Source organism: Streptomyces sp. NPDC051018, from assembly GCF_044456085.1.
GTDB lineage: Bacteria > Actinomycetota > Actinomycetes > Streptomycetales > Streptomycetaceae > Streptomyces.
Genome location: NZ_JBITFN010000001.1, coordinates 154,835 through 180,094, shown reverse-complemented (window position 1 = coordinate 180,094; position 25,260 = coordinate 154,835). Strand labels below are relative to the sequence as shown.

Genomic DNA, 25,260 nt, shown 5'->3' with positions numbered 1-25,260 from the left:
AAGAGAGAGTGTGAGGGTGCTCGTACTCGTCGCTCCCGGCCAAGGCGCTCAGACGCCCGGCTTCCTGACTCCCTGGCTCGAACTCCCCGGCGCGGCCGACCGCGTCGCGGCCTGGTCGGACGCCGTGGGACTGGACCTCGCCCACTACGGCACCAAGGCCGACGCGGACGAGATCCGGGACACGGCCGTGGCCCAGCCGCTGCTGGTGGCCGCCGGTCTGCTGTCCGCGTCCGCGCTCGGCGACCTCAAGCCCGGCGCCGTCGCCGGTCACAGCGTCGGTGAGATCACCGCCGCCGCGTTCGCCGGTGTGCTGGACGACACGGCCGCGCTCAGGTTCGTCCGTACGCGCGGTCTGGCGATGGCCGAGGCGGCGGCCGTGACCGAGACCGGGATGGCGGCCGTGATGGGCGGCGACCCGGACCAGGTCATGGGGCATCTCGAAGGACTCGGACTGACCGCGGCGAATATGAACGGCGCCGGCCAGATCGTCGCCGCCGGCACCGCCGAGCAGCTCGCCGCGCTGGACGCGAACCGGCCGGAGAAGGCGCGGGTCATCGCGCTGAAGGTGGCGGGCGCGTTCCACACCCACCACATGGCGCCCGCGATCGGGGCCCTGGCGGAGGTGGCCTCGGAGCTCTCGCTCTTCGACCCCGAACTGCCGTACATCTCGAACAAGGACGGCGCGGTTGTCACCGGAGGTGACGAGATCATGGCCCGGCTCGTCGGCCAGGTGGCGAACCCGGTCCGCTGGGACCGGTGCATGGAGACGTTCCAGGAGCGGGGCGTCACCGCCCTGATCGAGGTCTGCCCCGGCGGCACGCTCACCGGGCTCGCCCGGCGCGCCCTGCCCGGGGTGAGGACGCTCGCGCTCAAGACTCCGGACGATCTCGACGCGGCCCGCGCCCTCGCCGCCGAGTACGCCGAGCATTCAGCAGCCTGACGCAGCCCGGACAAGGAGAGCCGTACAGATGGCGAAACTCAAGCCCAGCAAGGGCGCTCCGCACGCTCGTATCAAGGGCGTCGGCGGCTACCGGCCCACCCGGGTCGTGCCGAACGAGGTCATCCTGGAGACGATCGACTCCTCCGACGAGTGGATCCGCTCCCGCTCGGGCATCGCCACCCGTCACTGGGCCTCCCCCGAGGAGACCGTGGCCGCGATGTCCGTCGAGGCATCGGGCAAGGCGATCGCCGACGCGGGGATCACCCCGCAGCAGATCGGCGGTGTGATCGTCTCCACCGTGTCGCACTTCAAGCAGACCCCGGCGGTGGCCACCGAGATCGCGGACAGGATCGGCGCGGTCAAGCCGGCGGCGTTCGACATCTCCGCGGGCTGCGCGGGCTTCGGCTACGCGCTCACCCTCGCCAAGGGCATGATCGTCGACGGCTCGGCGGAGTACGTACTGGTGATCGGCGTGGAGCGGCTCAGTGAGCTGACCGATCTGGAGGACCGGGCGACGGCCTTCCTGTTCGGCGACGGCGCCGGCGCCGTGGTCGTGGGTCCCGCGAGCGAGCCGCACATCGGCCCGACCGTCTGGGGCTCCGAGGGCGACAAGTCGGACACCATCAAGCAGACCGTGCCGTGGACGGACTACCGCGACGGCACGGTGGAGAAGTTCCCCGCGATCACCCAGGAGGGCCAGGCGGTCTTCCGCTGGGCCGTGTTCGAGATGGCGAAGGTCGCCCAGCAGGCGCTGGACGCGGCCGGGATCACCGCGGACGAGCTGGACGTCTTCATCCCGCACCAGGCCAATATGCGGATCATCGACTCGATGGTGAAGACACTCAAACTGCCGGAGCACGTCACGGTCGCCCGGGACGTGGAGACCACCGGCAACACCTCGGCCGCCTCGATCCCGCTCGCGATGGAGCGGCTTCTGGCGACCGGGCAGGCCAAGAGCGGCGACACGGCGCTCGTCATCGGCTTCGGGGCGGGTCTCGTCTACGCAGCCACTGTCGTTACCCTCCCCTAGGCAACCGGATCCTCCGGACCGGCAGCCGGACAATCCGGACGCCACACCCTCTGATACAGAATCGAAGGAGCGCCACATGGCCGCCACGCAGGAAGAGATCGTCGAAGGTCTCGCGGAGATCGTGAACGAGATCGCCGGCATCCCGGTCGAGGACGTCCAGCTGGACAAGTCCTTCACCGACGACCTGGACGTCGACTCCCTGTCCATGGTCGAGGTCGTCGTCGCCGCCGAAGAGCGCTTCGACGTCAAGATCCCGGACGAGGACGTCAAGAACCTCAAGACCGTCGGTGACGCCGCGGACTACATCGCGAAGCACCAGGTCGCCAAGTAACACGCCCGGTTCCGGGCGCGCTTGTCGCCACCCGGCGGTGGCGCCGTGAACAATTCAGCACCCCCTACACGTGGAGAAAGAATTCCTGTGAACTCGACCAATCGCACCGTGGTCGTCACCGGTATCGGCGCAACCACACCGTTGGGTGGCGACAGCGCATCGACCTGGGAGGGTCTGCTCGCCGGACGTTCGGGAGCCAAGGCCCTCGAAGGTGAGCGTTTCGCCGAACTCTCGGTCCGTATCGCCGCGCCCGCCGCGGTCGACCCGGGCGAGGTCCTGCCGCGCCCGGTCGCCCGCAAGCTGGACCGTTCGGCCCAGTTCGCGCTGATCGCCGCGAAGGAAGCCTGGGCGGACGCCGGTTACACCGGTCCCGCCGGTCAGGACCCGGCGGTCGCGCCGGAGCGGCTGGGCACGGTCATCGCGTCCGGCATCGGTGGCGTAACGACTCTCCTCGACCAGTTCGACGTACTGAAGGAGAAGGGCCCGCGCCGGGTCTCCCCGCACACGGTGCCCATGCTCATGCCGAACGGCCCGTCGGCCAATGTGGGTCTGGAGGTGAACGCCCAGGCGGGCGTGCACACTCCGGTCTCCGCGTGCGCGTCGGGCGCCGAGGCGATCGGTTACGCCGTCGAGATGATCCGCACCGGCCGTGCCGATGTGGTTCTCGCGGGCGGGACCGAGGCGGCGATCCACCCGCTGCCGGTGGCCGCGTTCGCCAACATGATGGCGATGTCGAAGAACAACGACGAGCCCGAGAAGGCGTCCCGGCCGTATGACACGGCCCGTGACGGCTTCGTCCTCGGTGAGGGCGCGGGCGTGGTGGTGCTGGAGTCGGCGGAGCACGCGGAGCGGCGGGGCGCGAAGGTCTACTGCGAGGTCCTGGGCCAGGGCCTGTCCGCGGACAGCCACCACATCGCGCAGCCCGAGCCGACGGGACGCGGTATCGCCGCGGCGATGCGCAATCTGCTGGAGACGACGGACCTCAAGCCCGAGGAGGTCGTCCATCTCAACGCGCATGCGACGTCCACCCCTCTGGGGGACATCGCCGAGGTCAAGGCGCTCCGTCAGGTCCTGGGCGACGACCTCGACCATGTCGCGGTGTCGGCGACCAAGTCGATGACGGGGCATCTGCTGGGTGGCGCGGGCGGGATCGAGACCGTCGCGACGGTGCTGGCGCTGTACCACCGGGTGGCCCCGCCCACGATCAATGTCGACGACCTGGACGCGGACATCGACGCGGACATCGTGCGCGACGAGCCGCGGGCGCTGCCCGAGGGCACGATCGCGGCGATCAACAACTCGTTCGGGTTCGGCGGTCACAATGTGGTGCTCGCGTTCCGCACGGTGACCGGCTGACGGTTTCCTGACCCCGGGCCCGTCCCGGCCCGGGGCCGCACCCGCCCCTCCGGCGCGCCTTGGGCCGGGGAGGGGCCGGACCTCTCGTTCTCCGGCGCGGCTTCGGCCCGAGGACCGCCCGGAACCCTCCTCCCGCGCCCCGGTGGTGATCCCCGGGGCGCGGAGGTGTCTTCGGGTACGGGACCGGGGGCCGGGGCAGCCCTCCCCGGCCGCCGGGCCGTCCGCCCCGGCACACGTGAAGACACCGCCGGACCCGTGAAGGTGACGACCACGGTTCGCCGGGAAACGGGTGCTGAGGGAACACGAGGTGGCCTGAGGCACCGGCGGGCGGTCACGTGCGGCACGGGCCCGCCCCGGACGCCGGAGGGGTGGCTCCAGGGCGGAGGCCCTCCGGGCTACTCGTTGTGGAGGACCTTCGCGATCGTCAGCCGCCCGGCCGACCTCGCCGGGATCGCCGCGCCGAGGAACGCGAGGGTGACCCCCGCCAGGACGAGCACACCCAGCAGGGCGACGGGCCAGTCGTCGGTCATGGAGGCCGGGAGGGCGACTCCGGCCGCGTCCGTCATCGCGGGAACCACGATCCGGTGCACGGCGATACCGAGCGGCACACCGAGGACCCCGCCGACCGCCCCCAGGGCGACCATGGACGTCACCACCATGACCACCACCTGACGTGGTGTCATACCGATCGACTTCAGCATGCCGAGGTCCCGGCGGCGTTCCCTCGTATTGAGGACGACCGTGTTGAACACACCCAGCGCGGCGACGCTGCCGAGCAGCAGAGTCAGGACGGAGGCGACCCCGACGATGAGGACGGTGCTGGAGTCCGTCTCCGAGGTCGCCAGCGGGTAGAGCCCGGGATCCGCGGCGGCGACGGACGCTCCGAACGCGCCCGTGGTCGTACCGGGCTTCAGCCACACCTCGTACTGGTTGGCCTGGTTGCCGGGATCGAGCAGGCCGAGCGTGGGCCACCCCGACTGGAAGCGGTCCGAATCGCCGTCGATCGTCTTGCCGACGATGGTGACGGGGGCCCGCTTCCCCTTGAGGGTGAGGGTGAGGCGGTCGCCGACGGACAGACCGCGTCTGTCCAGGAAGAGCGGGGTGGCGACGATCTCGCCGGGCCCCGTCGCCCAGCGGCCCCGCACCAGCGTCCTGCTGAGGAGCTCGGTGCCCCCGCGGTAGAACTGCCCCTGGACGCGCTGCGGGGACCCGGCGATGTGCAGCTCGATCCAGGAGTCGGCGATCACCTCCTCCACGCCCGGCAGGGACCGCAGCAGCTCCTCGGTCGCGGCGTCGTCCTGCCGGGGCGCCTTCTCGCCGAAGCCGGTCTTGCCGGTATGGACGACGGTGTCCGCGTTCCCGGCGCCCCGGATCGCCTCGTTGTACGCGGAGACGGTGCGGGTCAGCCCGGTCGCCAGGGTCACCGTGGTGACCCCGAGGACGACCGCGAACAGGGTCAGGGCGCTGCGCCCGGGACGGGTGAACGGCATCCCGAGCCCGAGACTGACCGAGCGCGGCAGCCGGGTTCCGCTGAGCCGGCGCTGGACCCGGCGGCCCCGCGCGGAACGCGGTGCGCTGCCCGCGCTGATCGCCTGGGCCGCCGACAGGCCGTGGGCGCGCAGGGCCGGAACGAGTGCGGCGACGGCGACGACACCGGGGATGCCCAGCAGGGTGACGCCGTACACCCAGGGGCTCACGGCGACGGCGAGGTCCACGCTCCCCATCCCCTGGAAGAGCTGATCCAGCAGGGGCACCGACGCGATGCCGCCGACGGCGGTACCGAGCGCGCAGCCGACGACCGCCGGCACGAGGACCATCACCAGATGGACGGCGACGACCTGGTTGGGGGTGAATCCGAGGGCCTTGAGGACCCCGATCCTGCGGAAGCCCGCGATGACCGCGCCGCTGACGACATTGGCGACGATGAGGACCGCCACGGCCAGTCCGAGAACGCCGAACCCGGTCAGGAAGGGGAGATAGGTGGTGGCCATGCGGCCGATGTCCTTCTTGACGGTGAGATACGACTGGGAGCCGGTCAGCGAGCGGGCCGGGAGGTCCGCCGTGGCGGTGGCCAGGCCCTCACGGACGTCCCGCGCGGTGGCGGAGTCGGTGAAGCGGTACAGCATCACGCGCGCGGTCGGTTTCAGGGCCTCGGCCTGCGCGGGGGTGACCCAGGCTTCGGCCGACCGGCTGAGGGTGGTGGCGAAGCCGACCACGGTGAACGTGGGGCCGCCCGGAACGGTGACCTTCTCGCCCAGGCTCTCACGGCTGAAGAATCCCTGGGGGTTCAGCACGATCTCGCCGGGCGCGGTCGCCCAGCGGCCGTACTTCAGACGGACCCGGTCCACCTTCCCGCCGGGGTCGGCGCGGCCGGTCACGGTGAGCGGTCCGGGCATCAGTCCGGGCACCCGGGTATCCCCGGCCGCGGGTTCCGGGACGGTGATCGACGCCTGGGCGAAGGGCCCGGCGGCGGCCTCGACACCGGAGCGGTCCGCCGTACGGGCCAGTTGCGCGGGGGTGGCCCTCGCCGGGTCGAACACGGCGACGGAGTGCGCACCGCGCTGGGCGGCGAAGGCGCGGTCGAAGGGCGCCGACACCGCCTCCAGCAGCCCGACGGCGACGACGACCGCGATCGTGGAGGAGAACACGACGAGGCCGATGACGAGGGTCTGCACCCTGCGCCGTCGTACGGTGGCCCGTGCGGCCCGCCAGACGGCGCTCACGCGGCGCCCTCCAGACTGCGCTCCCCGGCGACCCGGCCGTCGGCGAGGCTGATGACCCGGCCGGCGCACCGGGTGGCCATACGCTCGTCGTGGGTGACGAGGAGCAGTGTCTGGCCGATCTGGTTGAGGTCGAGGAGCAGATCCATGACCTGTTCGCCGGCGTGGCTGTCGAGAGCGCCGGTCGGCTCGTCGGCGAGCAGTACGGCGGGGCGGTTCATCAGGGCGCGGGCGGCGGCGACGCGCTGGCGTTCGCCGCCGCTGAGGACGGCGGGGTAGGCGTTGCGGCGGTCGGCGATGCCGAGTTCGCCGAGGAGTTCGAGGGCGCGGCGCCGGGCCTGGGCGGCCGAGGCACCGGTCAGCTGTGCGGCGAGGGCGACATTGTCGAGGGCCGTGAGGTCGTCGATGAGGTTGAAGAACTGGAAGATCATGCCGATCCGGCGGCGCCGGAAGAGGGCGAGCCCGGTCTCGTTGAGGGCGCCGAGGTCCTCACCGTGCACGGTCACGGTGCCCGAGCTGGGCCGGTCGAGCCCGGCGATCATGTTCAGCAGGGTGGACTTGCCGCAGCCCGAGGGGCCCATCACGGCGACCGCCTCACCCGCCCGGATCTCCAGGGTGACGCCGTCGAGCGCGAGTTGGTCGCCGTACTCCTTCCGTACGCCGTCGAGGCGCACGACCGTCTGTTCCGTCGTCCGGTTCCGGTCTTCACTGGTCATGGCAGTGACGCTAGAGCGGAGGAGGGCCGCCGTGCATCGGTCCGGGGATGCAGGACGGCGGGCGGGTCATCCCGGGGATGTACGGCGGTGCACCGGCGGAACGATGCGGACGGCCTCCTGATTTGCGAGAGTGTTCCCGTGTGGAGTTCCGTGGCGTTCTGGCTGCTCGTCGCCCTGGTGGCCGTGTGCGCGGTGACCGGTTGGCTGGCGGTGGCGCTGCGGCGGGCGCGCGGGCTGCACCGCAGGGCCCTGGAGGAGCGGGGCTGGCTGCTGGAGCGGGAGCGGGAGAGCGCGGCCCGTACGGCGGTGGACGACGAGCGGGCGCGTATCGCGCGGGAGCTGCACGACATCGTGAGCCACAATGTGAGCCTGATGGTGGTTCAGGCGGGGGCCGCCCGTGAGGTGCTGGGGACGATGCCCGACGAGGCCGTCACCGCGCTCGGGGCCGTGGAGAGCGCGGGCCGGGGCGCGATGACCGAACTGCGGCATCTGCTCGGTCTGCTCGCGCCCTCGCAGAACGGTGACGACGAGGCGTACGGGGCAGGTCTGTCACCGCAGCCGAGTCTGAGCCGGCTGAGTTCCCTGATCGACCGGGTCGTGTTCGCCGGGCTCCGGGTGGAGGTGCGGATCGCCGGGGAGCCGCGCCCGCTTCCGGCGGGCATCGATGTGACCGCGTACCGGATCGTGCAGGAGGCGCTGACCAACGCGCTCCGGCACTCGGATGCGGAGAAGGCGGAGGTGACCGTGCGCTACGCCGACCACTCGCTGCGGGTGGAGGTGCTCAACAGCGGGCCGAGCGTGCTCCGGGGGAACGGCCGGGAGGCGTCACCGGAGCCCGTGGCCCCGGAGCCGGGTGACGGCACGGGGCGCGGGCTGCTGGGGCTGCGGGAACGGGTCGCGGTCTACGGCGGCGATCTGGACGCCCGGCGCCGGCTGGGCGGCGGCTACCGTGTCCGGGCCCGGATCCCCCTGGACCCGCCGTGAGCGGCGCAGCGGGAGCCGGTGCTGTGGCCGGTGGCGGGGGCGGGCCCGGGGGCGAGCCCTCGCCCCGGGTGCTGATCGCGGACGATCAGGCCCTGGTCCGTACCGGCTTCCGGCTCATCCTCACGGCGCGGGGCATCGAGGTGGCGGGTGAGGCGGCGGACGGGGCCCAGGCGGTGACGGCGGCGAGGGCGCTGCGGCCCGACGTGGTGCTGATGGACATCCGGATGCCGGTGATGGACGGGCTGGAGGCCACCCGGCGCATCCTGGGCGAGCTGCCGGGGTGCCGGGTGCTCATGCTGACCACGTTCGACCTCGACCGCTATGTGTACGCGGCGCTGTCCATCGGGGCCAGCGGCTTTCTGCTCAAGGACGTCACCCCGGAGCATCTGGCCCGGGCGGTGCGGCTCGTCGACACGGGGGACGCGCTGCTCGCGCCGTCGATCACCCGGCGGCTCGTCCAGCGGTTCGCGCAGCCGCGTCCGGGGGCCGTGCACCGGGATCTCACGGCGCTGACGCCCCGTGAGCGCGAGGTGCTGACGCTGATGGGCCACGGGCTGTCCAACGCCGAACTGGCCGTGGAGCTGACGCTCAGCGAGGCCACGGTGAAGACGCATGTCGCGCGGATCTTCGCCAAGCTCACCCTGCGCGACCGCGCCCAGGCCGTGGTCCTCGCGTATGAGACGGGGCTGGTCTCACCGGCTGAGGGGGCGCGGGAAAGTGATTTTCCCGGTGCTCCCGGTACCCCCGGTACTCCCGGTACTCCCGGTACTCCCGGTGGTCTTGGTCCCCGGTCGGACGGCACGGGCTGAGCGGTACGGGCGGCAGGGGCACGGGCCGCCGGGCCGTACGGGCCGGGGGAAGGCCGCTCCGGGAGGACGCGACCGGTCCTGGGCCTGTGGCCGTGGGGCAGGGGCCCGGGTCCGGGAGTGGGCCGGAAGGCGGGAACCGTACGGGCCGGAAGGGCCGCCGGTGCGCAGCAGGCCGGTGCCGATCAAGGCCCGTGCGGAGGACGCGGCTGCCCGGAGTAAGCACACGGCCGGGGGCTGCCCGGAGAGCGCGGGGCCCAGCACGGGCGCGGCGACCGGCCGAATCACGGGGGCCGAACCGGTCAGTCCGGACGGAAGGGGTGCCGATGGGTCAGGCCGGACGGGCGCACGCGACCGGCCCCCCGGCGGGCCCCTCGGACCACCCGGTGGTGTCGTGGCTTCTCACACGACCTGGTGGAGCCAGCGCACCGGCGCGCCCTCACCCGCGTACCGGAACGGCTCCAGTTCGTCGTCCCACGGCTTGCCCAGCAGCTTGGCGATCTCCGCCTCCAGGTCGGTCTCGCCCTGGACGGAGCGGGCGAGCGCCGCCCGCAGCCGGTCCTCCGGAATGAGGATGTCGCCGTGGATGCCGGTCACCGCGTGGAAGATGCCGAGGTCGGGCGTGGCGCTGTAGCGCTCGCCCTCGGCCGTGGCGCTGGGCTCGGCCGTCACCTCGAAGCGGAGCATCTGCCAGCCGCGCAGGGCGGACGCGAGCTTGGAAGCGGCGCCCACCTCGCCCCGCCAGGAGAACTCGGCTCTCCAGGTGCCGGGTGACGCGGGCTGGCGGATCCAGTCGAGCTGGACCCGTACTCCGAGCACACCCGCCACCGCCCATTCGACGTGCGGGCACAGCGCGCGTGGAGCGGAGTGGACATACAGAACGCCGCGTGTCGTCACCGGGACCTCCAGTGTGGGACGAGGATCGCCTTCCCAGCGGTCTCAGTAAACAGCATCAGGAGTGAATCTCCACAAAAGGGACAGTATGTGACGTGATGTAATTTACCGGAGCCGATGGCGGCGGTGCCTCAGGGCCGACGGGGAAAAGCTACCGTGCGCGGGTGGCCATGGGGTGTCGTAATGTCGGTCCTGAGGGCTGTACACACCAAGCTTTCACTCGGCAGGACCTCGGGGGCAGTCGAGACGGAGGGGAATCCGGGATGCGCGAGCGGCGCACGAGGCATGCGAGGCACGAGAGGCACACGACCACCCGCCCACCACGTACCCGCACCGCCGCGGCGGCCCTGACCACGGCCGCCGCGGTGCTCCTGACCGGCGCGCTCACCGCGTGTGAGGCGTCGTCGGACACCCAGACCAAGGGTGCGCCCGCGCGTAAACTGCCGCCGCCGGTCGTCTGGGACCGCAGCCCGGACTCGATCGCGGCCGTCGGCGACTCCATCACCCGGGGCTTCGACGCCTGTGTGGTGCTCTCGGACTGCCCGGAGGTGTCATGGTCGACCGGCACCGACACCGAGGTACGGAGCCTGGCGCAGCGGCTCATCGGCGAGCCGGCGGTGATGGCCGGGAAGACCTGGAACTACGCGCGCACCGGGGCCGATGTCGCCGATCTGTCCGCGCAGATGACCAAGGCCGCCGCCAGAAAGCCGGAGCTGGTGACGGTGATGGTCGGGGCGAACGACGCCTGTGCGGATTCCACCGAGCTGATGACACCGGTCGAGGACTTCCGGCAGTCGTTCACGGGCGCGCTGCGGGAACTGCGCCGGACGGCGCCCAAGGCCCAGGTGTACGTGTCGAGCGTGCCGGACCTCAAACGGCTCTGGACGACCGGGCGGGACAACCCGCTGAGCCGGCAGATCTGGAAGCTCGGCATCTGCGCCACGATGCTGGACGACGCGGAGGATCTGAGCGCCAAGGCGCACGCGCGGCGGGATCAGGTGCAGGGCCGGGTGATGGCGTACAACACCGTGCTCAAGGACGTCTGCGGGAAGGATCCGCGCTGCCGCTACGACGGCGGGGCGGTGTTCGACTACCGGTTCGGGGACGACGCGCTGAGCCGCTGGGACTGGTTCCACCCCAACAAGGACGGGCAGAGCAGGCTCGCGGAGATCGCGTACCGGAACATCACGGCGGAACGGCCGCCCGCGTGACCGGGTCCCGGTGCGCCGGGGCCGGTTCTTTCCGGGGTCCTGCCCCGGACCGGGGTCCTCAATCGCCGGACGGGCTGGGTTGGCCGGGGCCCGGGCCCTTTCAGCCTTGCTGCCGCCCGGGCATCTCCGGCCCTGCCGGGGGCCGGGCATCTTCAGGCCGGGGGTGGGTGTTTTCAGCCTCGCCGGCGTTTGAGGCGCGGGGTCCGGGGCGGAGCCCCGGCAGGTGGGGTGAGCGTGAGCGGGTTCTGGTGGTGAGCGCGTACGTGTGGCGTGAGCGTGTGCGTGTGGCGTGAGCGTGTGCGTGTGGCGTGAGCATGTGCGGGTGCCTGCGGCGCCTTGCGCGTGGCAGGTCACGTGTGACGTGGGCGCGGGTCCTGTCACGGCCGCCCGCCGTGGTGTGACCCACGCACGGCGGGAGCCTGCGGAAGACACCCGGTCGCGGCGCACGGGGCACGGGCGGCGATGATGGACGTATGAGGATCGCCGCGGCGCAGTTCACACCCGTGCTCGGTCATATCGGCGCCAATGCCGGTGCCATGCGGGAGCTGATCGGCGCGGCGGCCGGGCGGGGCGCCCGGCTGACCGTCTTCCCGGAGCTGGGGCTCACGGGGTACGGCCTCGGAGTGATCGCCGGGGATCCCTCGCTGGTGGTCACGGAGGACGACCCCCGGCTCGGTCCGGTGCGCGAGGCGTGCCGGGAGAGCGCCACGGCGGCGGTCGTCAACGCCGCGGTACGCACCGGGGACGGCGGGCAGGCGATCACCTCGCTGGTCATCGGGCCGGACGGGGAGCTGCTCACCCGCTACGACAAGCGGTATCCGTACGGACCGGAGCTGGATCTCTTCACGGCGGGCACCCGGGACGGCCGGTTCACCCTCGACGGTGTCCGCTTCGCCCTGACGGTCTGTTACGACAATCGTGTCCCGGCCGTCGCCGAGCGCGCCCGGGCGGACGACTGCGCCGTGTATCTGGCCAGTTCGGCGCTGGAGAACGGCAATGACTCGTGGGACACGGTGTACCCGGTACGGGCGCGGGACCACGGTCTGTATGTGGTGCTCGCCAACGCGACGGGGGACAGCGATGTCGGGGAGTGCCCCGGGAACAGCACCGTGTGGGGGCGGGACGGATCGGTGCTCGCCACGGCGGGGCGGACGTCACCGGGCCTCGCGGTGGCCGAGCTGCGGCTCGGTCCGGACCCCTCCGCCACCGCGGACAGCGCCTCCCGCCACTCCGGCCGGCCGTCGCCGCCGCGTTGACCCGGCGCCTCCCCCGCGCTGACCGGGGTGCCTTCGCCACGTCGATCAGGCGATCCCGCCCCGACCGGGTGCTTCCACCGCAACGGCCACGCCCCCGCTGACCGGGGTGGCTCCACCGCGACGGCCACGCCCCGCGGCCGCTTGGTGGTCAGCTCTTGCGGGTGCCGTACGGGTACGGCCCGGGGGCCGAGGGCGTGTGGACCTCGGGACCCGGCGGGTCCTCGTCGGGCAGGGCCTCCTCCGGCTCGGGAGCGATGTCCCGCACCATCAGAGTGGCCCCCGCCACCGCGCCGGGCATCAGCAGCACCGCCACGAACGGCACGATGAACGCGAGTGTGAGCGGGACGCCGAAGCCGAGGACCATCGTCCGGCGGCCCTTCAGCAGGACCAGCCGCTCCTTCAGTTCGACACCCCGGCGCTGGAGGGCGACGGCGGTCAGCTCCTCCGCGAGGAAGAATCCGGAGACGCAGAAGCCGATGGCCGGGATCACCGTCTGGCCGATGACGGGCACGAAGCCGAGCAGGAAGAGCAGGACGCCGTACAGCACCACCCGGGCGACGACCCGCAGGGAGTCGCGGGCGGAGATCCACAGTTCGCGCCAGAGCGGGAGCCCCGACCGCGGCACCCGGCCGCCCTCGCTCCGGTCGACCTGCTCGGACAGCGACTCGTAGAAGGGCTGGCCGATCAGCAGGGTGGCGGCGGTGAAGGTGACGACCGCGATGAACAGCCCGAAGGTGAAGGTCAGCGCCGTCAGGATGCCGTGGAAGATCCCGAGCCACGGTGAGGGCCAGCCGTCGGCGAAGGAGGACGTCGCCCACTCCACCAGATCGTCCGCGCCGTAGCCGAGACCGATGAGCGCGCCCACGTACAGCACCAGCGTCAGCAGTCCGGGGAGCAGCCCGAAGCCGAACCAGCGGCCGTGTCCGAGGACCCAGCGCTGGCCCTTCATCAGGTAACCGAAGCCCAAGGCGAGATCACGCATGCCACCAGCCTATCCGGGGCGCCGGACGGACCCGCGGGGCGTTCCGGGACGGCATCCGGAACAGATCCGTCCTGTTACACCTCTTGAATGTTGATGAGATGAACAGGTAGACCCTGCGTACCGATTGTCGTGACTCGTCACGTCCGTCGACCTCGAACCCCGGAGGCTTCTACGCATGGGTATTCCCAGACCCGTTCTGGTCAGCACCGCCGCGCTCGCCGCCGCCGTACTCCTCGTGCCCGTCCCCGCGACGGCGCTGCCCGGTTCGCCAGGAGGACCGGCCGGTCCGGCCGCAGCACCCGGCCGTGACACCCCGGACCCCGTACGGGAGGAGGGCGTCACCGACTCCGCCCTCTCCAGGGCCCCGCTGTCCTCGGCGCTCAACGCGCTGGAGCGGCACGCCCCCTCGTTCCACCGGACCGGCGGCTATCCCCGCCGTACCGTCCTCGACGCGCCCGCCGTGAACCCGGCCGACAAGTCGATCAAGCTCGGGCTCGCCCCGTACCACTCCATAGCCCCGCGGCTGAACGAGCTCCAGCGGCTCGGCGACCGGGTCAGCGTGGAGGTCGCCGGAAAGTCGGCGGGCGGCCACGATCTGTATCTCGTCACCGTGACCGCGCCGGAGAGCTCCCGTGAGGCGCGCGAGCAGGAGCGGATGCGGGAGCGAATAGAGAACTCCCCCGCGTCGGCCGCCCGGGACAAGCACATCAAGTCCTCCTACAAGACCCCGGTCTTCATCAACAACAACATCCACGGCAATGAGTGGGAGGGCACGGACGCGGCCCTCAAGCTCATCGAGGAGCTGGCGAAGGCCAAGGACGCCAAGACCGTCGGCCTGCTGGCGAAGAACCGCATCTATCTCAATGTGACGGCCAACCCCGACGGCCGGATCGCCGGGACGCGCGCCAACTCCAACGGCTTCGATCTGAACCGGGACTTCATCACCGCCTCGCAGCCCGAGGTCCGGGTGATGCGGCAGATCGCCATCGACAAGCAGCCCGCGGTCATGCTCGATCTGCACGGCTATGTCAACGGCACCCTGATCGAGCCGACGACCCCGCCGCACGGGGAGAACTACGAGTACGACCTGTTCCTGAAGAACGCCTACGCCAACGCGCTCGGCATGGAGAAGGCGGTCAACGGGCTCGGCTACACCCTGGAGAAGGACGGGGTACGGCCCGCCGAGATCCCCTTCCGCGACCAGGCCGAGGGCTGGGACGACTGGCCGCCCATCTTCACCCCGCAGTACATGCCGTTCCAGGGCGCGGTGGCCTCGCACACCATCGAGTTCCCGATGACCGTCAACAACCGGTCGTACGACACCCTTCCGGTGGAGGAGCTGCGCAGGCGCTCCTCGATCAACACGGCGATCGCGGGCGCGGCGATGCGCGCGACCCTCGACTACACGAACACCAACCGCACCCGGGTGCTCGCCGACCAGATCGAGACGTTCCGGCGGGGAGCCGCCGGTGAGGCACAGCGTCCGATCTCGGAGGAGACGGTGCCGGGCGTGCCCGGGATCGGTCCGGAGGATGTGTACACGACCACCTTCCCCCGGGCGTATGTCATTCCGGCGGGGTCCGGTCAGCGCAGCAAGGTCGCCGCGGCCCGGCTGGTGGACCATCTCGTCGCCAACGACGTACGGGTCGAGCGGGCCCTGTGGTCGTTCCGGCTCGCCGGGAAGACCTATCCGGCCGGTTCGTATGTCGTCGACATGCGCCAGCCCAAGCGCGGCATCGCCAATGTGATCCTGGCGGACGGCCGGGACATCAGCGCCGATGTGTCGGCGATGTACGACATCTCGGGCTGGAGCCTGGGCCGGCTGTGGGGCGCGACCGTGGAGCGGGCCGAGAGCGGTGACCTGCGGCTGCTGAGCCGGCCGGTCAACGCGGCGGCGCCGACCGGCTACGCGCCGCCCTCGGTGGCCCGGCGCGCCAACCTGAAGCTGCGGCTGGACGACCCGAAGGAGCTGGCCGCGCTGAACGAGCTGCTGGGCATGGGCTTCCGGGTACGGCGTACCGCGGACGGCGCGGCGCTCGCCCCCGAGGAGGCCCTCCCGGCGGCGGTCCGGCTCGCGGAGCGTCTCGGTGTGACGTTCACGGAGACCCGTGAGACCGGGGTCGCCTTCGTGAAGAAGGTCAAGGTGGCGGCCGCGGTGACCGCGGGTGAGCAGTTCGCCCTGCGGGAGATGGGCTTCGAGGTGGTGCCGGTCTCGACCGCGATCCTCAACGCGGGCTTCGACTGGTCCACGGTCGATGTGCTGTACGTGTCGACCGGGCTGAGCTACCCGGCCCTGACCCCGGCCGCGCGTGAGGCTTTCGAGGCGCGCAACGTGCCCGTGGTCGGCCGCGGCTCGGGCGGGGCGGCGTTCAACAGCGCCGCCGGGCTGCTCCCCGTCACGGCGGTGGCGGGCAACGGCGACGCCAACGGCGTGGTGCGGGTGACCAACGCGGGCGGTCCGATCACGGGCGGCGCCGCGGACCACTCGTTCGTCTACTCACCACTGTGGTTCACCGGCCTGGGCGAGGGTGTGCACATCGACCAGTCGTACGCCACCGGGAACCCCCTGGTGTCGGGCCACTGGCGGACCGAGGCGGACGGAACGGGCGGACCGGCGGACGCGGCGGGCAAGCCGTCGATCGTCCGCGGCAACTCCGAGCTGGGCCGGAATGTGGTGCTCTTCGGTACGGAGCCGATGTTCCGGAGCCATCCGAAGGGATCGTTCGCCCAGGTCGCACGGGCGCTGCTCGGGTGGTAGCCCGACGGCGACGGAACCGGCGGCCCCACGGCGGCCGGGTGACCGGGTGACCAGATGAACCCGTGAACAGTTGAACTGATGAACAGATGAACACCGAGGGCCGCACCCGGCGGGGTGCGGCCCTCGCGCTGCTCCCGCTCCCGGGCACGGCCGGGGCGCTTCCCGTTGCACCTCCCAAGGGGGTGGGCGAGGCACGTTCGGTGCGGGCTCGGGGCGGGGTCGGTGGGTCGTCTGTACGGAGGCGTCCGTTCACTCGTACGGAGGGCCACCGCTCTTGAGGAGCGCGCTCATCGGACCGTTCCGGCGCCCCTTTCCGGCGGCGTGCTCAGGCGATCCGTACGGGCGCGGATCCGGTCAGCGATCCGTACGGGGCTCAGATGCGGAGTCGGAGGCGGTCCGGAGGCGCTCCGACGCGGGGGCGGGGCGGTTCGGACGCGGGCTCAGGACGGCAGCGAGACGATCATCTTGCCGATGTTCTCACCGCGCAGGAGTCCGAGAAAGGCGTCGGGGGCACGCTCGATCCCCTTGACGACGGTCTCGTGATACTTCAGCTCACCGGAAGCGATCCACCCGGCGACATCCTCGACGAACTGCGGCTGACGGTCCGGATGGTCGGTGACGAGCATCCCCTGGAGGCGGATCCGCTTACCGGCGGCGAGCGGCAGATTGCGCGGGCCCGGGGAGGGCTCGGTGTCGTTGTAGCCGCCGATCGCGCCGCAGAGGGTGACGCGGCCGTGGAGCCTGAGGGAGGAGATCGCGGCTTCCAGGTGGTCACCGCCGACATTGTCGAAGTAGACGTCGATGCCGTCGGGGGCGGCCTGCTTCAACTGCTCGGCGATGGAGCCGTTCTTGTAGTTGAAGGCCGCGCTGAACCCGTATTCCTCGACGAGAAGCCTGACCTTCTCGTCGGAGCCCGCCGAGCCGATCACCCGGGAAGCGCCCTTGATCCTGGCCATCTGGCCGACCTGGCTGCCGACGGCTCCGGCCGCTCCGGAGACGAACACGGCGTCCCCCTCCTTGAAGGAGGCGGTGTCGAACAGGCCCACATACGCGGTGAGACCGGGCATACCGAGGACGCCGAGGTACGCGGAGAGCGGGGCCAGGGAGTCGTCGACCTTGACCGCGTCCTCCGCACCGACCTCCGCGAACTCCCGCCATCCGAGGCCGTGGAGCACATGGTCACCGACGGAGAAGCCCTCCGCGGCGGAGGCGATGACCTCGCCGACCGCGCCGCCGTCCATCGGCCGGTTCAGCTCGAAAGGCGGCATATACGGATTCAGCTCGTTCATCCGGCCGCGCATATACGGGTCGACCGAGAAATGCAGATTCCGGACGAGGACACGGCCTTCCCCCGGCGGCGACACCGGGGCCTCCCGCAGGGCGAACTGCTCCTTCTCGGGCCAGCCGGCCGGACGCGCGACAAGGTGCCATTCACGGCTGACGCTGGGAAGTCCTGACATGCGGTGCTGCCTCCTGGAGACGGGTGGCGCGGGAGCCGTCCGGAGCCGCGTCGCACACGACCCCCCTGGCGCTCCACAACTTACTTCACGATCTGAAACAACCATGCACCTTGATATTTCATGTTGTCAAGTATCGGAGTACGCTGGCCGCCATGCCCAGTCAACGAAGTGCCGACCCCCTGACCCTCGAAGTCGTCGAGCTGATCGGGACCGTCGTGGCGCGCTACTACGCGGAGTACGAGGAGGCAGCCGCCCAGCACTCGCTGACCGGCGCACAGGCCAGAGTGCTCGGGCTGCTGGCACTGGAGCCGATGCCGATGCGGCAGGTGGCGAAGAAGCTGAACTGCGAGCCGTCGAACATCACGGGGATCGTGGACCGGCTGGAGGTCCGCGGCCTGGTGGAGCGGCGGCCGGACCCGCACGACCGCCGGGTGAAGCTCGCCGCGCCCACGGAGGAGGGAGCGAGCACCGTACGGAGACTGCGGGACGCGCTGGAGTTCGCACGGGAGCCACTGGCGGAACTGTCGGTGGCGGAGCGGACGGTGCTGCGGGATCTGCTGAGGAGAATGCTGGGCGCGGACGCGTAGGGCCCCGCGCTCCGGGGCCCGGGAAGGGGCCGGGGTCCCGGGAGAGCCCGGCGCCCCGGGAGGCCCGCGGACCCGGCACCGGGTCCGGCCGGGGACGGGCCGGTCGCCTCGGCTCGGGTCCGGGCGCCGCCTCGGATCAGATCGGGGCCTCGGCGGGTCGGGGCCGGGAGCCGCCTCGGGTCGGGTCCGGGCCTCGGCGGGTCGGGGCGGGTGCCTCGGCGGGTCGGGGCGGCCCCTCAGAGGCACCACCAGAGGAACGGTTCGCAGGTCTCGGTGGGCACGGGGGTCGGCAGCACGGGCGCAGGGACGTCACCGGGTTCCTCCGGCTCACCCGGCTCCTCCGGTTCGACCGGACGGGTGGACGGGGGCGGGGGTACGGGAGCGGCCGAGGTCCTGCCCGCGGACGGGGCGGGCGTGGCGGCCGGACGCGCCGGGGACGGTGCGGCGGTCGCCCTGCCCCGCCCCTTGCCCTTCCCCGGGCGGTTGCCGGTGGGGCGGACGGTACCGCGTGAGCCGGAGGTCCCCGTCGGCCGCTGGCTCACGGTGGCCGGGCCATCCTGGGGCGTATCGGCGCCCGTGGGCTCAGGGGCCGGTGCGGGTTCGTCGTCCGCCGTCTCCCTGACGGAGGTCGCGGGGCCGTCGTCCCCGTTCAGGGGCAGCTGTGCGAAACCGAACGCGCCGGCCACGATCACCAGGCCCAGGCCGCCGATCAGGGCCTTGCGCCGCTTCCCTCCGGCTCCCGCGGGTTCTCCGGCTCCTGCGGTTACCCCGGTTCTTCCGGGGGCGCGGCGGCCGGCGGGCCGGGCTCCGGAGACCTTACGGCCCGCACGGCGGGCAACCCGCCCCTCGGCTTGGCCTCCCGCGTCCCCCGGAACGACCGGGAGCGGCTCGGTGATCTCGTCGGCCCCGTGTACGGGCTCGTCCTGTCGCGGGCCCGGGCTCCGGTGGCGCAGTTCCTCGGCCGGCGTGCCGCAGCCCGCGCAGGCCAGGGCGCCGTTGAGATGTCGTCGGCACTGAAGGCAGTAATCCATCGCGCCCGCAGGCTATGGGGCAGGAGGGGCCAGAGGTGAAGGACGCTGTGAGAGTCTTGTGTGGAACCGCCACGTCCGGGTGACACGATGTCTTACGAGTTGACGGAGCGACGGTCCGTCGGCCCCCGGTGCCGGGCAGGATGTCGGGCATGACCGCTGCCGCTCCTTTCGGGCCCCTCTCCTTCCAACTGGTGCTGTTGCGCCGGATGGCCGACCATCAACCGGTGCTGGTCGAGGACGCCCGGCGGGAGCTGGGGGTCTCGGTCGCCGAGATGCGCGAGGCGAACCGGCGCTGGCAGGCGATGGTCCGCGGGCGGGGCTCCCGTGGCGCACTGTCCCGCTACCGGTCGGTGCTCGGCACGCCGGAGCGGACGGTCCCGCGGCGCCTCGGCGATCTCGACTGCGACGCGTATCTGTGGCCCGTGCCGCTCTGGCCGGACCTCCGCTTCGAGGTGCTCGCGGTACGGGCGGGCGGGGCGGTCTGGAACGAGAGGCTCGTACGGGCGCCGGGGGCCGCCGGCCCGGTCCTGCGCACCGAGCGGGACCTGGTGCCCTGGTCCTGCACGGTCGACGAGGTGGCCCGGGCATTCCCCCCGGCGGTCCCGAAGGAGGGCTCGGCCCCCACCCGTCTGCTGCTCTCCCTGACCCTGCCGGACGGGGAGGGACGCACGGCGGAGTTCTGCTGGGGGCTTTTCCAGCGGTTGCTGTGAGCTCCCTTCCTTTTGTGGCTCGGTTCTCTCCCCCGGACTCCGTCCGGGGGCACCCCCACCGGGCCGCTTGAGCGTGCGTCGACGGTCGACCGTGCTCGGTCGGTGGGCCGGGCGAGGGTCTCCGGTCGGTGACCGACGCGCGGTCTATTTTTCGTGGCTCGGTTCTCCCCCAGACTCCGTCCGGGGGGACCCCCACCGGACCGCTTTAGCGTGCGTCGACGGTCGACCGTGCTCGATCGGCGGGCCGGGCGGAGGGCCTCCGGACAGTGACCGACGCGCGGTCTATTTTTCGTGGCTCGGTTCTCCCCCAGACTCCGTCCGGGGGGACCCCCACCGGACCGCTTTAGCGTGCGTCGACGGTCGACCGTGCTCGATCCCTCGTTCCTCGGGACCTCCGCGCGCTCTCCCTTTCGACACCCGCGCGGCCCTTCGGCTCACTCGCCCAAGGGGTGCGGGGCCTCCGATTGTGCGGGACCTCGCACGGGCCCTGCGGCTCGCTTGTTCAACGGGGGCCGAGGGGAGCGGCGTATCGGGCGGGCTGGGCGCAGCCGGCGGGCATCCCAGGGGCTCCCGGGCGTCCAGGCGGCCGAGGGCGAACCCGTCCGGGCGACCCGCACCGGACGGGGCCGGCACGAATCGATCCGCTTCATTCCGGTGGCCGTCAGCCCATCGGCGTAAGGAAACTGGTGTGGCGTCAGGTGGATACCCCCAAGTGGACCACCCGGGGGGCGGCCATCCGCACGGGGGCCGAGGATGCGAAGACGTACCGCATTCGGGAGGATCCGCCGTGACCGTGAGTCTTGAGCAGTTGCGCCGTTGCCATGTTGCCGTCGATCTCGGAGCGGCGCGTACGAGGGTTTTCGTCAAGGGTGCGGGCCTGGTGGTCGATGAGCCGAGCGTGGCCGCGGTGAACACCAGGACCGGCGCGCTCATCGCGGTCGGTGCGCTGGCCGAGCAGATGACGGGCCGGACACCGCACTACATCCGGGTCATGCGTCCCGTGTCCGGCGGGACGGTCGTGGACATCGAGATGGCCCAGCGGATGCTCCGTCATCTCCTCGGGGAGAAGCTGCGCCGGCAGTTGCGCCGCAAGCCGCGGCTGCGGGCCGCCGCCTGCACCCCGCACGACGCCGACCCGCTCGCGCGGCGCGCCGCCGTGGAGACCATGGTGGGACTCGGCGCCCGCCGGGTGGAGCTGGTCGACACACTGATCGCCGCCGCCGTGGGGTGCGGGCTCCCCGTGGAGCAGCCCACGGCGACGATGATCATGGTGTGCGGCGCCGCGACGACCCAGGTCGCGGTGTTGTCGCTCGGTTCGATCGTGACCGCCGAGCGCATCCCCGTCGGCGGCAACGCCATCGACCACGCGGTCATCCAGCATCTGCGTACCCAGCACGAGCTGATGCTGCCCAGCCAGTCGGTGCGCCCGCTCCAGGTCGCCCTGCACGGCAACGGGCTGACGGCCCACGGCCCGGAGTCCACCGAGATCCACGGGCGTGATGTGGCGACGGGCCTCGCCCGTTCCGTACAGGTGGACACCGCGGCCGTGCGCAACGCGATCCACACCCCCCTGACCTCCGTACTCGACGGCATCGGGAAGGTACTGCGGGACTGCCCGCCCGACCTGGTCGCCGATCTCGCGGACCGGGGCATCATGATGGTGGGCGGCAGCGCGCTGCTGCCGGGCTTCGACCAGATGCTGCGCGAGGCGACCGGAATGCCGGTGCAGATCGCCGAGCGGCCCGACATCTGCGCCATCCTGGGCCTCGGTGCGATCCTTGAGGGCAAGATCCAGCCGATGGTCCTCAACCCGCTGGCCGAGGTGGAGTAGGAGAGCGTCGAAGTGAGCACGTGTGAATGACACGGAGCCGGACAACGCCCGGCCCCGGCTGCCGATGCTCCTCGAAGCGGTCCTCAGTGTGGGGACGGACCTCGATCTGGACACCACGCTCCAGCACATCGTCGACACGGCGGCCGGACTGACCGACGCCCGGTACGGCGCGCTCGGGGTCATCGACCCCGAGCGCGGACGGCTCAGCGATCTCTACACCTGCGGGATGTCCGAGGAGGAGCGGGAGCGGATCGGCCGGCTGCCCGACGGGGGTACGGGGATCGTCGGACTGCTCATCCGGGACCCTCAGCCGCTGCTGATCGACGATCTGGGTGCGGACCCCCGCTCGTCCGGGGTGCCCGGGGGCCATCCGGAGATGACGACCTTCCTCGGCGTACCGGTCCGGGTCCACACCGAGGTCTTCGGCAATCTGTATCTCACCGAGAAGCGGGGCGGCCCCTTCACCGATGAGGACCTCGCGCTGCTGAAGATGCTCGCCTCGCAGGCGGGTATCGCGATCGGCAACGCCCGGCTGTACGAGGCCGCCCGTCTGCGCGAACGCTGGATCGAGGGCGCGGCGGCGGTCACGACCGCGCTGCTGACCGGCGAGAGCCCCGAGGACGCGCTGATGACGGTCGCCGAGGGGGCCCGGGTGCTCGCGGACGCGTCCGCCGGGGTGGTGCTCCAACCCACCGAGGAGGGCGGTATGGAGATCGTCGCCGCGTCCACGGTCGACGACCCGGGGGACATCGTCGGCACCACGATCGCGCCCGGCTCCCCCGTGCTGGTCCAGTTGCTCGGCGGTGAGCCGGTGTTCATCGAGGACTCGGCGACCGATCCCCGGATGACCACGCATGTACGCACCCGGTTCGGGCCCTCGATGATGCTGCCGCTGCAGAGCGGCGGCCGGCTGATCGGCACGCTCGCGCTGCCGAGGAGTCTCCACGGCCGCCCGTACACCGCGGTCGACCGGCTGCTGGCCTCGCAGTTCGCCTCCCAGGCCGCGCTCGCGCTGGTGCTGGCGGACGCCCAGCACAACCGCGAGCAGCTCGCGGTCTACGAGGACCGCGACCGGATCGCCCGCGATCTGCACGATCTGGTCGTCCAGCGGCTGTTCGCCACGGAGATGATGCTGGAGTCCACCCGCAGACGGGCGGCGGAGGGCGAGGCGGACGAACTGCTGAGCCGTGCCGTCGACGAGCTGGACTCCACGATCCAGGAGGTACGGACGACGATCTTCGCCCTCCAGCAGCCGCCCGCCGAGGCGGGGACCGGCTTCCGCGGCCGGGTGCTGAAGGAGGCGGCGGGCGCGGCGGCGCTGCTCGGCTTCCAGCCGTCGGTGCAGTTCCGGGGCGCGGTCGACACCCTCGTACGCGAACCGGCGGATCAGCAGTTGCTGGGGGCGCTGCGCGGGGCGCTCGCGGCGGCCCACCGGCGGTCCGGCGTCACGGCGATCACGGTGGTCGTGGAAGCGGCGGCCCGTTTGGAGGACGGCCGGACGGGGGTCCGGCTGACGGTCACGGACGACGGCCTCAGAGGGAGGGACGAAGGCGGCGAGGGCGCGGGAGTACGGACGGCGGCCGGAGCGGGAGCACAGACGAGGGCCAGGGCGGAAGCGAGGACGGCGGCCGGAGCGGGAGCACAGACGGAGGCCGGAGCCGGGGCGGAAGGCAGCGAGTCCGGCCGGGCGCGTGGGACGACCGTGATCTGGCAGGCTCCCTGCTGACGGGCAGGAGGGGATGGACAGGTCGGACAGGGGAGGAAGGGTGCGCGCCCCGGGGGTCGGGGGGGGCCGGGGACAGCACCCCCGGAATCCCGGTGCGCGGGGCCGGGACAGGCGTACGGCGGATACGCATCGCGAGGTCCGGGGAGCCCTGTCCCGGTGCCGGGGACCCTTCTGCCCATGGCTCGCGCGAGAATGGGCAGATCAACCGCACCGCCCGGACCGCCGGGCCGTGACCACCGCCCGATCCGTGCCCGGCCCGCCGGTCCCGGGGCGGGACCCGCCCGGACCGCCGAGCCCCACCGGAGCAACCGGGTCCGCCGGAACCGCCGGGACCCGCCCGGACCGGCAGCGGCCGTCGGAGCCCACGCGGACCACCGGGTCCACACCAGATGGAGGACAACGAGCGTGAGTGACCTCTTCCCCGCGCTGCGCGCCGATTCGGACCGCCCCGCCCTGCGCTTCGGCGACCGCTCTCTGACCTACGGGGAACTGGCCGGAGCCGCGGGTTCCCTGGCCGTACGGATCGGCGGGGCGTCACGGGTCGCGCTGTGGGCGACCCCGACCCTGGAGACCGCCGTGGGCGCGGTCGGCGCGCTGCTCGCCGGGGTCCCGGTGGTGCCGCTGAACCCGAAGACGGGCGAACGGGAGCTGGCGCACATCGTCGCGGACAGCGCACCGGCGGCGGTGCTCGCCGGTGCGGCGGACGAGCTGCCGAACGCGCTCGGCGGGCTGGAGCGCGTGGACGTGCCGGTGCACGTGCCGGTGGCCGGCGCCTGCGGACCGCTGGCCCGGGACAGTGACCCGCTCTCCCCCGCGCTGATCGTCTACACCTCCGGTACGACCGGTCCGCCGAAGGGCGCCGTACTGCCCCGGCGCGCAATCGCGACGACCCTGGACGCGCTGGAGGACGCCTGGCAGTGGACCCGGGACGACGTCCTGGTGCACGGACTGCCCCTGTTCCATGTGCACGGGCTGATCCTCGGCGTCCTCGGACCACTGCGGCGCGGCGGGCAGGTGCGGCATCTCGGGCGGTTCTCCGTGGAGGGCGTGACCCGTGAACTGGCGGACGGCGGGACGATGCTGTTCGGGGTGCCGACGATGTACCACCGGCTGGCCGAGGCGCTCCCCGGCGACCGTGAGCTGACGAAGGCGCTGGCGGGGGCCCGGCTGCTGGTGTCGGGCTCGGCCGCGCTGCCCGTCCACGACCACGAGCGCATCACGGCGGCGACCGGCCGCCCGGTCGTGGAGCGGTACGGCATGACGGAGACGCTGATGAACACGAGCGTCCGCGCCGACGCCGAACCGCTGCCCGGGTCGGTGGGGGTGCCTCTGCGGGGTGTGGAGCTGCGGCTCGTCGAGGAGGACGGCTCCCCGGTGACGGCGTACGACGGGGAGACGATCGGCGAGATCCAGGTCCGCGGCGACCATCTCTTCACGGAGTACCTGAACCGTCCGGACGCGACCGCCGCGGCCTTCGACGGTGACTGGTTCCGTACCGGCGACATGGCGGTACGGGCCGTCGACGGCTCCATCCGGATCGTCGGCCGCAAGGCGACGGACCTCATCAAGAGCGGCGGCTACAAGATCGGCGCGGGCGAGATCGAGAACGCGCTGCTGGAGCACGAGGGGGTCCGGGAGGCGGCGGTGACCGGTGAGCCGGACGCCGATCTCGGCGAACGGGTGGTGGCCTGGGTCGTCCCGGCCGACCCCGGGTCCCCGCCGTCCGCGGGGGAACTGGCCTCGTATGTCGCCGCGCAGCTGGCGCCGCACAAGCGGCCCCGGACGGTCCGCTTCCTGGACGCCCTTCCCCGCAATGACATGGGCAAGATCATGAAGCGCGCTCTGGGGTCCGCCGAAGCCTGAGGTCCCCAGGGGGCGGCCGGCGCCCGGGGCGCCTCGGGGCGGCCGGCGCCTGTGATCCCTGGATCAGT

20 protein-coding genes are annotated in these 25,260 nt (G+C 72.1%); 14 read left to right on the top strand and 6 right to left on the bottom strand.

What is annotated here, in order from left to right; all coding sequences use genetic code 11:
* Positions 1-16 precede the first annotated feature (16 nt).
* From ACIBCM_RS00675 to fabF, 4 genes are all read left to right on the top strand, one after another.
* A complete protein-coding gene (locus tag ACIBCM_RS00675; RefSeq protein ID WP_399239775.1) occupies positions 17-940 on the top strand; it encodes an ACP S-malonyltransferase in 924 nt (307 codons plus the stop codon).
* A 28-nt stretch (positions 941-968) separates the two neighbouring features.
* Complete coding sequence (locus ACIBCM_RS00670; RefSeq protein WP_399238607.1) at positions 969-1,970, top strand: ketoacyl-ACP synthase III; 1,002 nt, start codon at positions 969-971, stop codon at positions 1,968-1,970.
* Positions 1,971-2,046: 76 nt separating this feature from the next.
* Positions 2,047-2,301, top strand: coding sequence for an acyl carrier protein (locus tag ACIBCM_RS00665; protein ID WP_389263962.1), 255 nt, complete (start codon positions 2,047-2,049; stop codon positions 2,299-2,301).
* Positions 2,302-2,388: 87 nt separating this feature from the next.
* On the top strand, positions 2,389-3,657 hold the full coding sequence (gene fabF, locus ACIBCM_RS00660; protein ID WP_399238605.1) for a beta-ketoacyl-ACP synthase II: 1,269 nt from the start codon (positions 2,389-2,391) through the stop codon (positions 3,655-3,657).
* Positions 3,658-4,052: 395 nt separating this feature from the next.
* Here the strand turns inward: fabF and ACIBCM_RS00655 are convergent, their stop codons facing one another.
* The gene (locus tag ACIBCM_RS00655) at positions 4,053-6,380 is read right to left on the bottom strand and encodes an FtsX-like permease family protein (protein ID WP_399238603.1); all 2,328 of its coding nucleotides are present in this window, start codon (positions 6,378-6,380) and stop codon (positions 4,053-4,055) included.
* Complete coding sequence (locus ACIBCM_RS00650) at positions 6,377-7,093, bottom strand: ABC transporter ATP-binding protein (RefSeq protein ID WP_399238601.1); 717 nt, start codon at positions 7,091-7,093, stop codon at positions 6,377-6,379. The genes ACIBCM_RS00655 and ACIBCM_RS00650 overlap by 4 nt, the downstream gene beginning before the upstream one ends.
* A gap of 138 nt (positions 7,094-7,231) precedes the next feature.
* On the opposite strand from ACIBCM_RS00650, the gene ACIBCM_RS00645 reads away from it, so the two are divergent.
* Positions 7,232-8,077: a sensor histidine kinase gene (locus tag ACIBCM_RS00645; protein ID WP_399238599.1), complete on the top strand. Its 846-nt coding sequence runs from the start codon at positions 7,232-7,234 to the stop codon at positions 8,075-8,077.
* A gap of 23 nt (positions 8,078-8,100) precedes the next feature.
* Positions 8,101-8,886 carry a response regulator gene (locus tag ACIBCM_RS00640; RefSeq protein ID WP_399239773.1) on the top strand — a complete coding sequence of 262 codons (786 nt, stop codon included), beginning with the start codon at positions 8,101-8,103 and terminating at the stop codon, positions 8,884-8,886.
* A 399-nt stretch (positions 8,887-9,285) separates the two neighbouring features.
* Here ACIBCM_RS00640 and ACIBCM_RS00635 read toward each other — a convergent pair whose 3' ends face one another.
* On the bottom strand, positions 9,286-9,780 hold the full coding sequence (locus ACIBCM_RS00635) for a DUF3145 domain-containing protein (protein WP_399238596.1): 495 nt from the start codon (positions 9,778-9,780) through the stop codon (positions 9,286-9,288).
* A gap of 260 nt (positions 9,781-10,040) precedes the next feature.
* Between ACIBCM_RS00635 and ACIBCM_RS00630 the strand changes: the two genes are divergently transcribed.
* Complete coding sequence (locus tag ACIBCM_RS00630) at positions 10,041-10,988, top strand: SGNH/GDSL hydrolase family protein (RefSeq protein ID WP_399238594.1); 948 nt, start codon at positions 10,041-10,043, stop codon at positions 10,986-10,988.
* Between the two features lie 473 nt (positions 10,989-11,461).
* On the top strand, positions 11,462-12,244 hold the full coding sequence (locus ACIBCM_RS00625) for a carbon-nitrogen hydrolase family protein (protein ID WP_399238592.1): 783 nt from the start codon (positions 11,462-11,464) through the stop codon (positions 12,242-12,244).
* A 148-nt stretch (positions 12,245-12,392) separates the two neighbouring features.
* Here the strand turns inward: ACIBCM_RS00625 and ACIBCM_RS00620 are convergent, their stop codons facing one another.
* Positions 12,393-13,226 (bottom strand): EI24 domain-containing protein, encoded by an 834-nt coding sequence (locus ACIBCM_RS00620; RefSeq protein ID WP_399238590.1) that lies wholly within the window; start codon positions 13,224-13,226, stop codon positions 12,393-12,395.
* Between the two features lie 175 nt (positions 13,227-13,401).
* Here ACIBCM_RS00620 and ACIBCM_RS00615 point away from each other — a divergent pair, with 175 nt between their 5' ends.
* Positions 13,402-15,984 carry a M14 family zinc carboxypeptidase gene (locus ACIBCM_RS00615; RefSeq protein WP_399238588.1) on the top strand — a complete coding sequence of 861 codons (2,583 nt, stop codon included), beginning with the start codon at positions 13,402-13,404 and terminating at the stop codon, positions 15,982-15,984.
* 440 nt (positions 15,985-16,424) lie between these two features.
* On the opposite strand, the gene ACIBCM_RS00610 is transcribed toward ACIBCM_RS00615, so the two are convergent.
* Entirely contained in the window at positions 16,425-17,444 is a 1,020-nt protein-coding gene (locus ACIBCM_RS00610) for an NADP-dependent oxidoreductase (RefSeq protein ID WP_399238586.1), read from the bottom strand.
* Positions 17,445-17,596: 152 nt separating this feature from the next.
* On the opposite strand from ACIBCM_RS00610, the gene ACIBCM_RS00605 reads away from it, so the two are divergent.
* On the top strand, positions 17,597-18,031 hold the full coding sequence (locus tag ACIBCM_RS00605; RefSeq protein WP_399238583.1) for a MarR family winged helix-turn-helix transcriptional regulator: 435 nt from the start codon (positions 17,597-17,599) through the stop codon (positions 18,029-18,031).
* Between the two features lie 236 nt (positions 18,032-18,267).
* Here the strand turns inward: ACIBCM_RS00605 and ACIBCM_RS00600 are convergent, their stop codons facing one another.
* On the bottom strand, positions 18,268-19,062 hold the full coding sequence (locus tag ACIBCM_RS00600; RefSeq protein WP_399238581.1) for a hypothetical protein: 795 nt from the start codon (positions 19,060-19,062) through the stop codon (positions 18,268-18,270).
* 140 nt (positions 19,063-19,202) lie between these two features.
* Here ACIBCM_RS00600 and ACIBCM_RS00595 point away from each other — a divergent pair, with 140 nt between their 5' ends.
* From ACIBCM_RS00595 to ACIBCM_RS00580, 4 genes are all read left to right on the top strand, one after another.
* On the top strand, positions 19,203-19,772 hold the full coding sequence (locus ACIBCM_RS00595; RefSeq protein WP_399238579.1) for a hypothetical protein: 570 nt from the start codon (positions 19,203-19,205) through the stop codon (positions 19,770-19,772).
* 787 nt (positions 19,773-20,559) lie between these two features.
* Positions 20,560-21,603, top strand: a complete 1,044-nt coding sequence (locus ACIBCM_RS00590) for a rod shape-determining protein (RefSeq protein ID WP_399238577.1) — start codon at positions 20,560-20,562, stop codon at positions 21,601-21,603.
* Between the two features lie 64 nt (positions 21,604-21,667).
* Complete coding sequence (locus tag ACIBCM_RS00585) at positions 21,668-23,329, top strand: GAF domain-containing protein (RefSeq protein WP_399239771.1); 1,662 nt, start codon at positions 21,668-21,670, stop codon at positions 23,327-23,329.
* Positions 23,330-23,734: 405 nt separating this feature from the next.
* Positions 23,735-25,192: an acyl-CoA synthetase gene (locus ACIBCM_RS00580; protein WP_399238575.1), complete on the top strand. Its 1,458-nt coding sequence runs from the start codon at positions 23,735-23,737 to the stop codon at positions 25,190-25,192.
* Positions 25,193-25,260: the final 68 nt, after the last annotated feature.

Bases quoted from the DNA above. Each gene is read 5' to 3' on its own strand.
- ACIBCM_RS00670 (WP_399238607.1), top strand. From the start codon at position 969: ATGGCGAAACTCAAGCCCAGCAAGGGCGCTCCGCACGCTCGTATCAAG.
- ACIBCM_RS00665 (WP_389263962.1), top strand. From the start codon at position 2,047: ATGGCCGCCACGCAGGAAGAGATCGTCGAAGGTCTCGCGGAGATCGTG.
- ACIBCM_RS00650 (WP_399238601.1), bottom strand. From the start codon at position 7,093: ATGACCAGTGAAGACCGGAACCGGACGACGGAACAGACGGTCGTGCGC.
- ACIBCM_RS00630 (WP_399238594.1), top strand. From the start codon at position 10,041: ATGCGCGAGCGGCGCACGAGGCATGCGAGGCACGAGAGGCACACGACC.
- ACIBCM_RS00625 (WP_399238592.1), top strand. From the start codon at position 11,462: ATGAGGATCGCCGCGGCGCAGTTCACACCCGTGCTCGGTCATATCGGC.
- ACIBCM_RS00620 (WP_399238590.1), bottom strand. From the start codon at position 13,226: ATGCGTGATCTCGCCTTGGGCTTCGGTTACCTGATGAAGGGCCAGCGC.
- ACIBCM_RS00615 (WP_399238588.1), top strand. From the start codon at position 13,402: ATGGGTATTCCCAGACCCGTTCTGGTCAGCACCGCCGCGCTCGCCGCC.
- ACIBCM_RS00610 (WP_399238586.1), bottom strand. From the start codon at position 17,444: ATGTCAGGACTTCCCAGCGTCAGCCGTGAATGGCACCTTGTCGCGCGT.
- ACIBCM_RS00605 (WP_399238583.1), top strand. From the start codon at position 17,597: ATGCCCAGTCAACGAAGTGCCGACCCCCTGACCCTCGAAGTCGTCGAG.
- ACIBCM_RS00600 (WP_399238581.1), bottom strand. From the start codon at position 19,062: ATGGATTACTGCCTTCAGTGCCGACGACATCTCAACGGCGCCCTGGCC.
- ACIBCM_RS00595 (WP_399238579.1), top strand. From the start codon at position 19,203: ATGTCGGGCATGACCGCTGCCGCTCCTTTCGGGCCCCTCTCCTTCCAA.
- ACIBCM_RS00585 (WP_399239771.1), top strand. From the start codon at position 21,668: ATGCTCCTCGAAGCGGTCCTCAGTGTGGGGACGGACCTCGATCTGGAC.